The following is a 14,631-nucleotide window of genomic DNA, read 5'->3' on the forward strand; positions in this document are numbered from 1 at the left end:
CGACTCATCACTCTGCCGCATCAAGAAAAACTTTAGTCGGATCGAAGATATCGAATTCGATGAAGAAGGTCGTCCCCTGCCCCAGGCGGCTGATGTAATCGATCTCGCCCTTGTGACGTTCCACAATCTGCTTGGTGATGTTCATCCCCAGACCGGTGCCGCCCTTGCGCCGCTGATCCGAGTTGTCAACCTGCGTGAACTTGCCAAACACCTTGTCCTTGGCGTCTTCGGGAATGCCGATACCGCTGTCCTTGACGCAGATGCGTACCTTCTGGCCCACATGTTCGCCAAAGACACGCACCGCGCCCCCTTCATGCGAGAATTTGAGACCGTTCGAGATAACATTAGCCATCACCTGCATCAGCCGCGCCTCGTCCCCTTCGATCTGAACATCGGGGATCGGCGGGTTTGCAATCAGTTCAATGCCCAGGCTATCCGCATAGCCCTGGTTGGCCTCGATCGCGTCCTGAATCAGCTGGGTGACGCTGAGCGGTTCGAAGCGATAGACCATCTCGCCCGCCTCGATCTTCTGCAGATCCAGCAGATCGTTGATCAGATCCGCAAGACGTTTGGAGTTCTTGCCAGCGATCTCGACCATGGGGCGCATGGTTTCGGGAACGTCGCCCAGCGCGCCTGAATTCAGCAGGTCGAGCGACCCCTTGATCGAGGTCAGCGGCGTGCGCAGCTCGTGGCTCACGGTCGAGATGAATTTCGATTTCACTTCATAGGCGGCCTTGGTGCGCTGGTGTTCTTCCTGCAGCTCTTCCAGTTGGCGGATGCCCTGACGGTAAAGACGCAGGAACGCGAACGAACAGTCCACGATGAAATAGACCACGAAGATCACGGTGAAGAAATGCAGCCAGGCCTGGGAATCCAGCGGCGGGTTATACCGCCAGATGTCGATCAGGGAGATGGCGAAGAAGGTCGTGAAATAGATCGCCAGCCGCAGCACAAGGGCCGGCATAAGCTGGTGATTGTTCATCGCGGCAAAGACGCCCGCGGCAAACAGGAAAAACAGCGGGGTGAAGTGACCGCCGGATTCCTGTTCCAGTGAAATTGTGAACACAAAGGCACTGATGGCACCGGCGCTGAGCGCGGTGTTCACCATGATCCACATCAGGAATTCGCGTGCGCGGCGCGGGTCGTGATCCTTCCAGGCCTGCACCCGGCGGGCCAGCGACAAATCGAAAATGTCAGTCAGCAGAACGATGCCGTAGCACAGCAGCGGCATGACAGGGTCGAAATAGAAAATCGACAGCAAGGTAGCCGCCAGGAAAATCACCTGCCGCTGCCAAAGCAGCTTTGTGGTGATGCCGACGTAATCCTTCAGCTGGCGCTCAAGACGGTCCAGCTTGAACCACGCGCTTTCTTCTTCTTGTGTGTTTAGATCCGCAACGCTCATTTTTCTGCGCCGCCTCCACTGTCAGTCCTGCTCGCAGACAGTATGGCGGGCCAAATTGCGGATAAATTGTCCACAGTTTGTTATTAATAGGGCAGTGATTACCGCGATTGTCGCCCGAAATTGGGTTCCAATGGCCCGTCTTCGCGCATCACATCCTTCAAAAGCCGGGAATAGACACGGCGTTCGACGCGTTTTTCTTCTGTGCTGCGCGACTGGTTCGACAGGATCCGGCGCGACATATCCGGCCCGAGAGAGGCGCTTTCGGCCCGCTCCTCGGCGCTGGCGATGGCCGCGCCCAGCGCGTCCAGCGCTTCCACCTTGGAATTCGATCGCAGAACGGCGGTATCGCCGACCGATGCGTTCAGGGCCACTTTGGCCAATGCGTCCGGTTTGTTTGCATAGATCTCGCGATTGAGAACCAATTCGAAACTGTCGGGCAGCACGTCATAGCGACCGATGCGGATGCATAGGAAAATACCGTTCCCACGATAGGAGATCATGTGCCCATCCTGGCGCGTCAGTTCCGAGATTGACTTGCCAACCGTTTCCATCGCGGCCTGAAACTCTTCGGGTTCAAGCGCATCATGCAGGTGTTTCACATTGTTGACCTTGATCGCGACGACCGAAGATTTCGAGGTCAGGCTCTGCGAAATCTGCATCACATAGTTTTCGTATTCGTCCTGTCCCAGAAACCGCGTGACGTTGCGCAGTTGCAAAGCCTCGGACAAATCGCGCGTTCCCGAGGCACGCTTGGACACATTGCGCGAGGCTTGGCGCACGGCGGATGCAACCCGACTACGCAGGTCGATCAGGTCGAACGGTTTGGTAACGTAATCGGTTGCCCCTGCGCGGAACGCATCCGAGATATAAGAGCGTTGTGACATCGCCGTCACCACGATCAGCGGCGTATCGGTGTAATCGGGCAGCTTGCGGATTTCGCGGCACAGCTCGATCCCGTTCATCTCGGGCATCTGGATATCAATCAGCGCGGCCTGGAACATCTCGGGATGGTCCATCAGGATCTCAAGACCCTCGGCCGCGGACATAGCGGTGAAGACGTCGTAATTTTCCAGCGTGCTCAGGGCGGCTTCTAACACCTCGAGAATGCTGGGATCGTCATCAACGGCCAAGATCTTCATTTTCGTCTCCAGAACGCTCACTAGGAACTGCTGAAAGCCCGCCTCGGAAGGGCCAACGGTTGGTGCTTCCATCCCGTGCTAGTTTCGAAATGAGCCGTTAAAGAGGCAGCCCCATGTCGCCGATTTGACATTTTGTGCCTTGGCGCTTGCGAAACACCGGTATTTTCAATCAGATACCGCGAAGAGCGATGACAAGGAGCATGATGATGGAGATTTTCCCCGCCGGCCGCCCGACGACTTCAGTTCCACCGGAATGGTTCACCGGAACCGTCTGGCAGGATCCCATCATGGTCGCGCCCGATCCGGCGCGGATGCGCGCCTTGAAAGTGACGTTCTGCCCGGGCGCACGCACCGCATGGCACACGCACCCGCTGGGACAGACGTTATATGTTGTCTCGGGCGTGGGGCGGATCGGCGCCCGCGATGGCGAGGTGCGTGTGATCAGGGCAGGCGATACAGTCTGGATTCCCCCCGGAGAAGAACACTGGCACGGCGCGGGGCCAGACACGATGATGTCACATATCGCGATTCAGGAAATGCTGGACGGGTCGGTCGCGGACTGGCTGGAACATGTATCCGACGACGATTATCTGACCGCGCCTGCCGGCTGAGCCCGGCAAAAAATGGCCTGACGGGGCCGCGCGCCCAATAATGCCCACAGTTTGTCCGACGAGGACCACGATATCATCACAATTCTGGTGATGGTGGTCCTTGGGTCGGTGCGTCGCCTTTCAGCGCACCGTAAAACAAGAGGGCAAAGAGGCGCGCATGCAGAACCAAGCCATGCATCACGAGGACGAGATCGCAGAAGAACTTCTGCCAGGGACGTCTTTGCTGCACGGTCAATACGTGATCGAGCGGTATCTCGTGCGCGGAGGGTTCGGCATCACCTATCTGGCGCGCGACAGCTTGGAACGGCGGGTCGTCGTCAAGGAATGTTATCCCAACGCGATCTGTTTCCGGAAGAACGGTCAGGTCGTGGCCCGCAGCCGTGATCAGCTGGCTCAGTTCGAATCAATCACCCGCCACTTCCTGCGGGAAGCGCGCCGTCTGTCCCGGCTGAAACATCCCAATATCGTGGGTGTTCATCAGGTGTTTGAGGAAAACAACACCGCCTATATGGCGCTGGATTATCTGGACGGCATCGACCTTCTGATGGTGATCGAAGAAGAGCCGCACCGCCTCAAGCCCAAGCTGATCCGCAGCCTGCTGACGCAATCGCTACGCGCCATCGACTATATCCATGAACGTGGCATTCTGCACCGCGATATCTCGCCCGATAACTTCCTGCTGGATTGGGACGACAATCTCACGCTGATCGATTTCGGCGCCGCGCGCGAACATGTGACCAAGGCGCATCGCGCGCTGTCTGCGCTTCTGGCGGTGAAAGACGGGTATTCCCCGCAGGAATTCTATCTCCCCGGTGTGGGCCAGACCGAGGCCAGCGATCTCTATGCGCTGGGGGCCACCTTCTATCACGTGATTACGGGTGAGGCGCCGCCGCACAGCCAGGAACGCCTGGCCGCCAGTGCCAGCGAAACCGGGGATACCTATGTGCCGCTGGTTGGCCGTGTGGACGGCTTTGACGATGTTTTCCTGGGTATGATTGACCAGGCATTGGCCGTCTTCCCGGAAGGCCGCCCCCAATCGGCCGCGGAATGGCTGGACGTGATCGAAGACCGCGCGCCCCGCGCCGCGAAGGCCCCCGCCCCGCGCGAAGAGGCCCCCGGCCCTTCGCTGGACGAAGAACCGATGACGCGGGAACTGTCACGCTTGGTGCAGGACACCAACCGCGATCTGGAACAGGGCAAGCCCGGCGATCTGAAGCGCGTGCACCGCAACATGACCCATGTGTCCAACCCGCTAAGCCCGGTGATCCCGGTCAAGAAAGAAGAAAAGCGACCCGAGATCCCCGTCGATATCTTCGGCAACCCGATCGAGGACGTGGACAAATGGATGCGCGAACAGGAACGCGCATTAGCCCGGCAAGCCAAGGCAGAAGCCGCCGCACTTGCTGCTGACGCGCCAAAAGGCAAGCAACGCTTCCTGAAATCTCTGATCTCCCGGCTGGTGCCGGGGCAATCTGATCCCAAACGCTCTGTTACGAACTGATCTGGGGAAATGTTATGAAGTTCATTCGCGATATCATTGCCGAACGCTCGGAAGGCAAAACACAGGCAGAGCCGCGCGCCAATGCGTCGGTGCGGCCCGAGCCCGTGACCACCCCGGAACCGACGCGCAGGGACCGCACGATGACGCGCCTGTCCGACAGCGCGTATCTGGACGGGGATGACGTTTTCAAACGCCTGTTGGGCGAGGACGCCGCCAAAGCACTGGCCGAAGACGATGACCCGATGCCGGTGCAGGACGAAGACCACGCGCTGGATTTCGAAGACGACAGCGACAACCTGTTCGGAGAGATCGAAGAGGATGGCGAAGACCTGGGTTCCGACGATTTCGACGAAAGCGATTTCCTGAGCCGTCATCGCTCCACCTTGCAGGAGATGGAAGAGGAAGAGGACGCGCCCATCGAAGACAGCTTTGGCGATCCCGAGCCGCAGCCAGAGCCCGAACCGGCCCCCCCTCCTATGGCGCGCCCCCGCAGGCTTTACGACGCCGCCCCGCCTGTTGAGGCCCCGGCAGATCCCGAACCCGCGCCCAGCGCCTTTCCGGCGATGCAGGGGCGTGGCGCGCAGAAGGACATGGGCGAAGAAGACATCCAGGCGATGATCGCCGTGCCTGCCCCCGCCTCTGGCCGGTCGGGCCGTGGCGCGGGCCGGGTCAAGACGCGCCTGCTGGGTTTCGGCACCGAAGAAGCGCCGATGAAAGATCCCTTCGCCAGCGCCGCCCCGACCGACGGCGCGCCCGCCCCGCAAACCACCTTCCCGGTGGGCTGGCTGGTGGTCACCGGCGGCCCGGGCCGCGGCGCGTCCTTCGCGCTGCACAGCGGTGTGTCGCAGATCGGCCGCGGCGACGATCAGGCCGTACGGCTTGATTTCGGCGATACCAGCATTTCGCGGTCGAACCACGCCGCCATCGCCTATGACGAGGAACAGGGCGGCTTTTATCTGGGTCATGGCGGCAAGGCCAACATGGTGCGCCTGAATGACCGCCCAGTCCTGAGCACGGAAGAAATCACCACAGGCGCCGTCATCCGTATCGGCGAGACGACACTGCGCTTTGTGGCGCTCTGCGACGACACCTTCTCCTGGGCGCAAGAAGGTCTCTGATCGATGACGGAGATGCCGAAACTCACCTATGATGTGGCCACTGCGCTTGCGCAGGGTCAGCGTGACAGCCAGGAAGACGCGGTGATCGCCGACTTCCCGCTGGATGGTGATATCGGGTTTGCGGTTCTGGCCGATGGCATGGGCGGACACGCCGCCGGTGACGTGGCCAGCAAGATCGTCGTGACCGAAGTCTTCAGCGAACTGAAACTCCAAAGCGGAGAGGCCGGGCGTTTCGAAGCCAACATGCCTGCAATCCTGGCGCAGGCCGCAAGCGTGGCCAATGAATGCGTCCGCCTGCACGCCCAGCACAATCCCGGCAGCCACGGCATGGGCGCGACACTGGTGGCCCCGGTTCTGCTTGGCGACAAGATGTTCTGGGTCTCGGTTGGGGATTCACCGCTTTATCTGTTCCGCGATGGCGAGCTGATGCAGCTGAATGAAGATCATTCGCTGGCGGGCCAGATCGACCTTCTTGTGCGCAAGGGTCTGATGGATCAGCAGACGGCGGAAAACCATCCCGACCGGCATTGCCTGACCTCGGTCCTGATCGGAGACGAGATCGCGCGCATCGACTGCCCGAAAAAGCCCCTGACACTGCGCCCCGGCGATATCGTTGTCGTGGCCAGCGATGGGCTGCAATTCCTTGAGAACTCCGAAATCGAAGGGCTGATCCAGGAAAAGGCCGGTGACAGCAGCGCCGAGATCGCCCGCAGCCTGATCAGCGCGCTTGAGGCACTGGACGATCCGCACCAGGACAACGTGTCGATCTGCGTGATCAAGGCCGATACCGGCCAAACGCAGAAAGCCCCGGTGCATATCACGCCCGACGCCGAAGAAACGATCAGCAACCTGTTCCTTGAGGAAGAGGCCATCGCCGCCGAAGACGAGGTCGCCGAAGAGCCGCAGATTGCCGCCACGGCCTCCACACGGTCAGGCAACAAGATCACCGTGATCGCACGTAAGACTTTGGGGGGTCTGTCGATGCTGTATCATTTCAAACGCCCCTCAGAGAGGTCGGCATGAGCCAGACTCACGCCACCGAGGCGGTCTTGAACCAACTGTCCCTGGTGCTTGACTCCGATCGCTTCCCGGACGAGGCGAAGGCGCTGGGCGCGCGCCTGCTCGACCGGTTACGCTCGCCCGTGCAGATCGTGGTGCTGGGCAAGCCGCAAAGCGGCAAGTCGCGGCTGATCAATATGCTGCTGGGCCACGCGATCTATCCCCAGATCGCCGATCTGGACACCTGCGAAATCGTTTATGGCGAAGCGCCGCGCGTCTTCGTGATCCGCGAAGACGACACCATCCAACACTGGACCGCCGGCCCCGACGTTCCCTTTCCCGATGATACGGTGATGGTCCGGGTCGAATTGCCGCTGCCTGTCCTGAACAAGTTCAACCTGACCGAAGTGACGCTCAGCGGCACATCGGCAGCGCAGCGCGATATGGCGACGTGGGCCTGCGACCGCGCCGATGTGGCGCTCTGGTGCACGCAAAGTTTCGACGCCATCGAACGCGCGCTTTGGGCTCCGGCCCGCGACGCGCTGAAGGATCACAGCTTTCTGGTCATCACCAAAGCAGATCAGCTGTTGATGAAGGGCGTCCTGCAGGATCACATCGCCTCGCTTGAAGAGATCGTCGCCCAGGAATTTCACAGCCTCTATTCCGTGGCCACGATCCAGGCGATTTCCGCCCGCACCGGCCCCGAAATCCCCGACTCCGAAGTCTGGAGCGCCAGCGGCGGTCACGCCCTGCACGAAGCGGTGCTGAAACTGGTCGACACCGGCCGCCGCGCCGATACCGACAACGCGCTTTTGTTCCTGAGCCGGTATTCGGCGGTCGTGTCGCAGATCGAACGCATGCGCGGAGAAACCCGCGAGACGCAGGATGAGACCGTGCGCAAGATCTCGGTCATCCCGGAGACGGCCGAAGCCATGGGCAAGGCCCAGCGCAATCGCGAAGTCTTTGTAGAGGCGCTGGATTATCTGCAGGACCGCGCCGAAAAGCTGATCAGCAGCCTGGATTCCCCCGGCAATGACAGCACCGATGCGATCCTTGAACATTGCCTGGATACGGCCAATCAGCTCAGCACGCTGTTGCAGGATTTCGATCAGTCCGATCCATCCCTGGCCGAACTGCAGGAAGAGGTCATGGAAAGCGCCGATATGATGGTGCTTTTGCAGCTGGAAAAATCGGAAGACGCGGTCTCGGACGCGGTGACGCTGCTGTTGCAACTCAAGAAAGAAGTCGCAGAGAAAACAGCAGGCTAAAATTCAGCAAACTGTCCTTTATCGTCGGATGATGGCCCCAAATTCACCACATTTTTCATCCAGTTTTGACGCAGAAAAAAATCATCGCGCGCATGCCTGTGCAGACAGGTCGGTCTTTGGCGCGGTGTAAGTTGGGGTAAGAAGAATGGGCACAGAAAACACGCCTGCAACCGAACTGCGGATCGAGCGCCGCACAGACATTACCCGCGCAGGGCTTGAGACGCTGGACGCGTTCTCGGAAGAGATGGCGCGCCTGGATCAGGCGCTGGTCGATCTGGCCGAGCAGGGCGACAACGCGCTCAAGCGCAGCGTCGACCGGATGCGCGCCGAACTGCGCGGCTTTGAACCCAGCGTGACGCTTCTGGGCCAGGTCAAGGCCGGCAAGACAGCGCTGGTCAATGCGATGGCCGGCTGGTCGGATCTGTTGCCGTCGGATGTGAACCCCTGGACATCCGTTGTCACATCGCTCCACCTCACGCCACACAAGCAGGACACCGCCGCGCGGGCCGAGTTCAAATTCTTCGGCTCGGGCGAATGGGACCGGCTAATGCAGAAAGGCGGCCGTCTGGGTGAGATGGCCGACCGTGCCGGTGCCGCGGGCGAAGTGCAGAAAATCCGCGAACAGATTGAAGAGATGCGCGAGAAATCCCGCGCCCGTCTGGGCCGGAAATTCGAGCTGCTGTTGGGCCAGTCCCACGAATACGGCTATTTCGACAAGAACCTGATCGAACGTTACATCTGCCTGGGCGATCTGTTCGACGACGAACCCGACGCCGCCGATCAGGGCCGATTTGCCGATATCACCAAATCCGCCGATCTGTATCTGCAGGCCCCCGACCTGCCGGTGCCCCTGTGCCTGCGCGACACACCAGGTGTGAACGACACCTTCATGATGCGCGAACAGGTCACCATTCAGGCCATCCGCGACAGCCGCCTGTGCGTACTGGTCTTGTCGGCCCATCAGGCGCTCAGCTCGGTGGACATGGCGGTGATCCGTCTGATCTCGAACCTCAATACCCGCGATGTGATCATCTTCGTGAACCGCATCGACGAACTGCCCGACCCCGCCGCCCAGATCGACGAAATCCGCGCCTCGATCCGCGAAACGCTCAAGGCGCAAAACGGCCCTGAAGATTGCGAGATCGTCTTCGGCTCGGCCTATTGGGCGGGCAAGGTGCTGGCCAATGACATCGAAAACATGGCCCCCGACAGCGCTGACGCGCTTCTGAACTGGGCGTCGAAGATGATGGAACCCGGCGATGACCAGTCGCCCGCCAAGATGGTCTGGGAATTGTCAGGCCTGCCCGCGCTGTATCGCGCGATCGGCACCCGCGTGGTGAATGGCCAGGGCAAGGAAATCCTGTCGAAAACCGCGCGCAATGCCATGAATTTGGCAGGCAGCCTGAAGATTTCCGAGGCGATCACAGTCTCGGCCGAGGGCGATATGCCGGCTCAGGTCGACAAGCACGCCATTGCCGAAGCGCTCGACACCATTGCAAAGCGCAACATGTCCAGCCTGCGCGCGGAAATGGCGGGAATCGTGAAATCCTATCACGCGCGGTCGGACCGCGCGCATGGTAACTTCCTTGATCGCGCCACCCATTCGCTGATCAAGCATCTGGAAACCCATGGGGAAGAACCCACCTGGTCCTATGACCCGACCGGTCTGCGGATGCTGTTGCGCTCGGCCTATACCGTGTTCGGCAACCAGACGCGCAGCGCGGCCCAGCGTCAGTACGACGCGACCGCGACCGAGATCGCCCAGCTTTACGGCACATCTTTCGGCGGCGTGATCAACGGGTTCGGCATCGAAGCCCCTACCGCCCCCGAAGTGAACCCACCCGTCGGCCTGGGCCAGACCATCGCGCTGGATTTCAAGGATGGCTGGTGGTCCAGCTGGTGGAGACGCACACGCGGCTACAAGGCCTTCGCCGAAAGCTTCCGCGCCATGATCAAGGGCGAGACCGACACCATTCTGGCCGAGCTGAAATATGATCAGGCCGAGGTTCTGCAGCAGGCCGTCATCGCCACGTTGACGCAATTCATCGACGAACAGCGCGCGCTGATGCTGGAACTGGCCGACAAGGCCCAGCACGGCACCGACGCCTTCGACGCGGCCCTGTCGGCAGATGACCTCGCCCATCGCCGCGCCGCGCTGGAGGACACCATGCGCACGCTGTCGACCTGTGCGGCCTGAGGATAAGGCAAAGACATGACCGATATGACCGACGACATGCCAAAGCACGAAGACGAAGACGAAAACCGCCTGCCCCGGGTGGCGCTGATGGGCGAGTTCAGCGCGGGCAAAAGCACGCTGACGAACCTTCTGCTGGCTGCCGATCCCCTGCCCGTCAAGATCACCGCGACCCGCCTGCCGCCGGTTTGGATCACCCTTGGTGAAGGTGCCGGCCTGCGCGAAGACAAGGAAGGTCAGGTCCACCCGCTGGGCCCCGATGGCCTGAACGGGGTCGAGATGGAAGACACCCGTCTGATCCAGCTGCAGATGCAATCGGATATCCTGCATATCTGCGATCTGGTCGACATGCCCGGTATCTCGGACCCGAACATGGACAGTTCGGTCTGGTCGGGCGTGATCAACCAGGCCGATCTGGTGATCTGGTGCACCCACGCCACCCAGGCCTGGCGCCAGTCCGAGGCCGCCGCCTTTGACGGGTTGCCCGAACATCTGCAGAAGAACGCGATCCTGCTGATCACACGCTTTGACAAGCTGCACTCTGAACGCGACCGCAAGCGCGTGCTGGCCCGCGTCAAGGCCGAAACCAAGGGCCGGTTCCGTGCGATCTTCCCGGTGTCGCTGCTGGATGCGCTGGCCTCGGGCAAGGATCGCGCGAAATGGGATCGCAGCGGGGCCGAGCCGTTCCTCAAGGCGCTTCTGGAACTGCTGACCAACCCCGATGCCGTTCTGGCCCCCGACGAACCAGCCCAGGAAACGCCGGAACCGCCCAAAGCCGAAGTGCGCCCGATCACGCCCGTCCGACCCATGCGCGTGAAAGCGGCGGGGCAGACCACCCCGCGACCCGGCAGACCGCAACCCTCGGGACGGCACGGTGCGGTGGGCCATGGATAAACCCGTCATGCGCAGATCAAGGCAGATACAAGCATGAGCGTCATCGACGAACTGGACAAACTGCGCGCAACGCTTCCCGGATGCACCCTTGTCGCCTTTGGCGATCTGGGTGCTCGTATCGTTTTATGCGCCAGTGCGTCAGAGAAGCGCCCGCAAGAGGAACTGGACGCGCTTTGCAAGGCCGCGTCGCTGTCGCTGGATGGTCCTGCCTCTGGTCAGATCGCGCCTGCCTTAGGCGGCGGCAAGCTGGCGCAGGTCGTCGCCGTCGGCTCGGGCGAAATCAAGGTTTTCCTGCGCTCGCATCTGGATGATTGCGACGCGCTGTTCTGCACCTTCACCGACCAGACCGATATCCGCGAAATGGTTGCCGCGGGCCGGTCGACGCTGCACAGGATCTCGACACTGCAATGACATCGGTTCTTGCCACATATCCAACTGACGCGGCACAGAACTGCGATGCGCGCACACTTGCCCGCCTGCAAAGGCTGGGCCAGCGCGTGCGTCTGAACGGATTGGGGCACCGCAAATTGTCGGAAAGCGATACGCGCGCGCTGACCACGGCGCTTCTGCGCGACATCGACGAAACAATCCTTCCGCGTCATGTGCGGGTGACCACCAATGCCGGCCAGCGCTTTGCCCTGGATATCGCCGGGCGCCGGCTATTGCGGCTGGTCGTGCAGGGCAGTGGCGGATCGGTCGGTCAGCCCGATGACCCGATCGAGGCCGCCAAGATCCTGGCCGGAGAACTGAAACGCGCCCTTCTGCGCGCGACCGAAGTCACCCTTCAAAGCGCACGGATGGACAGCACCCAGGACCGCAGCGATGTGGGCTGTTCGGCCGCGGCGCTTGCGGCGGCGATGGGCCTGGATCTTGAGGCGCTGGCGGGCGAAAGCCTGTCCGACAAGGTCACACGCGCGCTGGCCCGGCATGCCAGTGCCACGCTGGTTCTGGATGGCCACGGGCACGAAGCCCAGGCCCTGGGCGACGGGGGGCTGACCGACCGCCTGCGCGACGTGGCTGAAGATCACCTGCCGGATATCATACAGGCCATGCAGCAGACGCTGGGCCGCAGCCAGAAAAGCGGCTGTATGAGCTTTGGAGCCGACGGCGAAACAGGTGCGCATCTGCTATGCGCCTTTTGTGACCGGAACCGCTTTCTGGCTTATGTCGACGCCCGCCGCATCAACGCCCTGCTCCCGGTCATCCAGGACATCTTCGCGCAGTAACGCCGCGCCCGCGCGCGACGCATATTCTCATCAGCACTGCCCATAAACGAAAACGTCCCGGCGCAAAGGCCGGGACGTGTCGTTTAACAGGTCGGTCAAGAAAACGCGCGCGCGTCACGTCCCGTTGCTGCGCAGCCGTGGTTCGTCGCGCAAAAGATCGTCCAGCACCGTTTCATAGGCGCGGCGCTCCAGATGTGCGTGGGCCGTGCTGCGCGACCGATGCATCACCACATGCGACGGGAGGCTCATCACGTCGGTCTCGCTCACCACGCGGTTTTCCACGTTGTCGACCGCCTTGTTCAGCGCATAAAGCGATCCGTATTTCGTGATCGCCCGCATCGACGCGGCCTCGCCAACGATCAGCTTCACGTCTTGCCGTTCGGCATGGCGGGACATGATCGTTGCGGCGATCTGGTTCAGATGCAGCTCAGCGCCGGGATGCAGCGGTCCGTTGCGACGGTGGCTGATCGACAGGAACACCCCGTTCCCGCGGTAACACACCATATATCCGTCCTTGCGCACCAGCCGCGAAATGGCCGCTGCCACATCATGCAACACCGCGCGGAACGCCGATGACGACAGCTTTGCATAAAGCGCTTCGGCATTGGCGATCTTCACCGCCGTCGCGAAAGAGTTGAACAGCTTGCCTTGTGACAGCTGGATCACGTAATTCTCGAACTCCGCATAGCCCAGCACGTTGTCCACATCGTCAATGGCAATCGGGTCTTCCAGGTTGAAGTGCAGGTTCGTCTCAAGCTCGTCCTTCAGGGCCTTCGCCACCTCGATCGAGGATTTTGCGCGGCCCTGTTCCTCGATCAGCATTGAGGCCGTGCCCAGACGTGAGCGCAGCTCAAGCAGGTCGAAGGGTTTGGTCAGGTAATCCGTCGCCCCGGCCGCGAAAGCGCGGTCGATGTAATCGCGATCCGACATGGCGGTCAGCATGATGATCGGGGTCTTGCGGTATTCCGTGATTTTGCGCAGCTCGGCACAGAAGGTGATGCCGTTCACATCCGGCATCTGAATATCCAAAAGCAGGCAGTCAAACGGCTTTTCCTGCCGCTCCAGCGTCTGAATCGCGTCGTCCACAGACGAAGCCGTGGTCACATCATACGTGCCCAATGCGTTCAGCGCCGTTTTCAGAAGTTCCAGGATGCTGGGTTCGTCATCAACGGCAAGCACCCGTGTCTTCTTTTTCACATGGTTGGCCATTTTTTTTGGCACCTGTTTTCCTACTCTCACAGAGTATGAATATTGAACTAAATTCTGACTAAAATGCGGGACAATCATGTCAGCGCGGTGGAAAAACGCATTTATCCACGCCCAATTTCTGACATGTTCTGCCCGAAAATCCGTGCTACAGCGCCAGATCCTCAACCGCGGCGCGGATCGCCTGACGGAAATGCCGCACCGGCATTTTGAGGTCTTCATCGGCCCGGGTCATTATGCCCACGGGCCCGGCGGTCAGGCTGGTATCAAAGGGGAGTTTGCGCAGGATTTTCGTCTGCAGATCCGCCGCGACCACCCCTTCCGAGATCACCCAGATCACATCGTTCGACCGCGCCAGTTCCCGTCCGAAAGCGCCGGACACCGTTTCGATCCGGTTGGGCACGCGGGCAATGCCGCCCGCCATCAAAAGCCTGTCCACAAGCGGCCGGATCGCCGATCCTTCCGCAGGATAGACCACCGGCCAATGCACGATATCACCAAGCCGCGCGCCCTCTCCCAGCGGGTGATCAGGGTGCACGACGAAGGCCACCTTTTCGCTGTAAAGCTGCACGAAGGACACGCCCTTCATCGACGGCGGCGGGCCCATTCGACCCACCACCAGATCCAGCGATCCCTGCCGCAGCCGGTCCATCAGAAACCCGTGCGGGCCTTCTTCGAAATTCAGCGTCGCATCCGGCAGCAGGGCACCGAATTTCTGGCTGGCCAGCGGCAACACCCGCGCCGCAACCGACGGCAGCGCCCCTATGGCGATCTGCGCAGGTCCGCCATCGCGCATCCGCGTCAGCCCGGTCAGACCCTGCTCAAGCGCGCCCAGCGCCGTGGTGGCCGATTGCAGAAACACCTCGCCCGCCTGTGTCATCCGCACCCCGCCCCGGTCACGCTGCATCAGCGGCATCTCGACCACCTCCTCCAGCTCTTTCAGTGTCTTGGATATGGCGGGCTGTGTCAGGTTCAGAATCTCGGAGGCGCGCTTCAGCGATTTCTGCCGCGCGATCTCGACGAAGGCCTGCAGATGTCTGATCTTGATCCGGCGATCCATTTGGCCCTCATAC

The 14,631-nt window shown here is 61.1% G+C and carries 13 protein-coding genes; 9 read left to right on the forward strand and 4 right to left on the reverse strand.

Features of this window, described 5'->3' with window-relative positions; translation table 11 throughout:
- Positions 1-7 precede the first annotated feature (7 nt).
- Both TR61_RS05960 and TR61_RS05965 read right to left on the reverse strand, forming a co-directional pair.
- A complete protein-coding gene (locus TR61_RS05960) occupies positions 8-1,402 on the reverse strand; it encodes a sensor histidine kinase (protein WP_050928991.1) in 1,395 nt (464 codons plus the stop codon).
- Positions 1,403-1,500: 98 nt separating this feature from the next.
- A complete protein-coding gene (locus tag TR61_RS05965; protein WP_050928992.1) occupies positions 1,501-2,541 on the reverse strand; it encodes a response regulator in 1,041 nt (346 codons plus the stop codon).
- A gap of 206 nt (positions 2,542-2,747) precedes the next feature.
- On the opposite strand from TR61_RS05965, the gene TR61_RS05970 reads away from it, so the two are divergent.
- From TR61_RS05970 to TR61_RS06010, 9 genes are all read left to right on the forward strand, one after another.
- On the forward strand, positions 2,748-3,152 hold the full coding sequence (locus TR61_RS05970; protein WP_050929062.1) for a (R)-mandelonitrile lyase: 405 nt from the start codon (positions 2,748-2,750) through the stop codon (positions 3,150-3,152).
- A gap of 157 nt (positions 3,153-3,309) precedes the next feature.
- Positions 3,310-4,653, forward strand: coding sequence for a serine/threonine protein kinase (locus TR61_RS05975; RefSeq protein WP_050928993.1), 1,344 nt, complete (start codon positions 3,310-3,312; stop codon positions 4,651-4,653).
- A gap of 14 nt (positions 4,654-4,667) precedes the next feature.
- Positions 4,668-5,771, forward strand: a complete 1,104-nt coding sequence (locus tag TR61_RS05980) for an FHA domain-containing protein (protein WP_050928994.1) — start codon at positions 4,668-4,670, stop codon at positions 5,769-5,771.
- Between the two features lie 3 nt (positions 5,772-5,774).
- Positions 5,775-6,794 carry a PP2C family protein-serine/threonine phosphatase gene (locus tag TR61_RS05985; protein ID WP_050928995.1) on the forward strand — a complete coding sequence of 340 codons (1,020 nt, stop codon included), beginning with the start codon at positions 5,775-5,777 and terminating at the stop codon, positions 6,792-6,794.
- Entirely contained in the window at positions 6,791-8,038 is a 1,248-nt protein-coding gene (locus TR61_RS05990; RefSeq protein ID WP_050928996.1) for a hypothetical protein, read from the forward strand. The genes TR61_RS05985 and TR61_RS05990 overlap by 4 nt, the downstream gene beginning before the upstream one ends.
- Before the next feature lie 145 nt (positions 8,039-8,183).
- On the forward strand, positions 8,184-10,235 hold the full coding sequence (locus TR61_RS05995; protein WP_050928997.1) for a dynamin family protein: 2,052 nt from the start codon (positions 8,184-8,186) through the stop codon (positions 10,233-10,235).
- A gap of 15 nt (positions 10,236-10,250) precedes the next feature.
- Positions 10,251-11,126, forward strand: a complete 876-nt coding sequence (locus tag TR61_RS06000) for a GTPase (RefSeq protein WP_050928998.1) — start codon at positions 10,251-10,253, stop codon at positions 11,124-11,126.
- A gap of 33 nt (positions 11,127-11,159) precedes the next feature.
- Positions 11,160-11,537, forward strand: coding sequence for a hypothetical protein (locus TR61_RS06005; protein ID WP_050928999.1), 378 nt, complete (start codon positions 11,160-11,162; stop codon positions 11,535-11,537).
- A complete protein-coding gene (locus tag TR61_RS06010) occupies positions 11,534-12,352 on the forward strand; it encodes a hypothetical protein (RefSeq protein ID WP_050929000.1) in 819 nt (272 codons plus the stop codon). The genes TR61_RS06005 and TR61_RS06010 overlap by 4 nt, the downstream gene beginning before the upstream one ends.
- 114 nt (positions 12,353-12,466) lie before the next feature.
- Here the strand turns inward: TR61_RS06010 and TR61_RS06015 are convergent, their stop codons facing one another.
- The gene (locus tag TR61_RS06015) at positions 12,467-13,561 is read right to left on the reverse strand and encodes a response regulator (RefSeq protein WP_050929001.1); all 1,095 of its coding nucleotides are present in this window, start codon (positions 13,559-13,561) and stop codon (positions 12,467-12,469) included.
- Between the two features lie 145 nt (positions 13,562-13,706).
- Positions 13,707-14,618 (reverse strand): pca operon transcription factor PcaQ, encoded by a 912-nt coding sequence (gene pcaQ / locus TR61_RS06020; RefSeq protein ID WP_050929002.1) that lies wholly within the window; start codon positions 14,616-14,618, stop codon positions 13,707-13,709.
- Positions 14,619-14,631 lie beyond the last annotated feature (13 nt).

Origin of the sequence: Aestuariivita boseongensis, from assembly GCF_001262635.1 — a bacterium.
Classification (GTDB): Bacteria; Pseudomonadota; Alphaproteobacteria; order Rhodobacterales; family Rhodobacteraceae; genus Aestuariivita; species Aestuariivita boseongensis.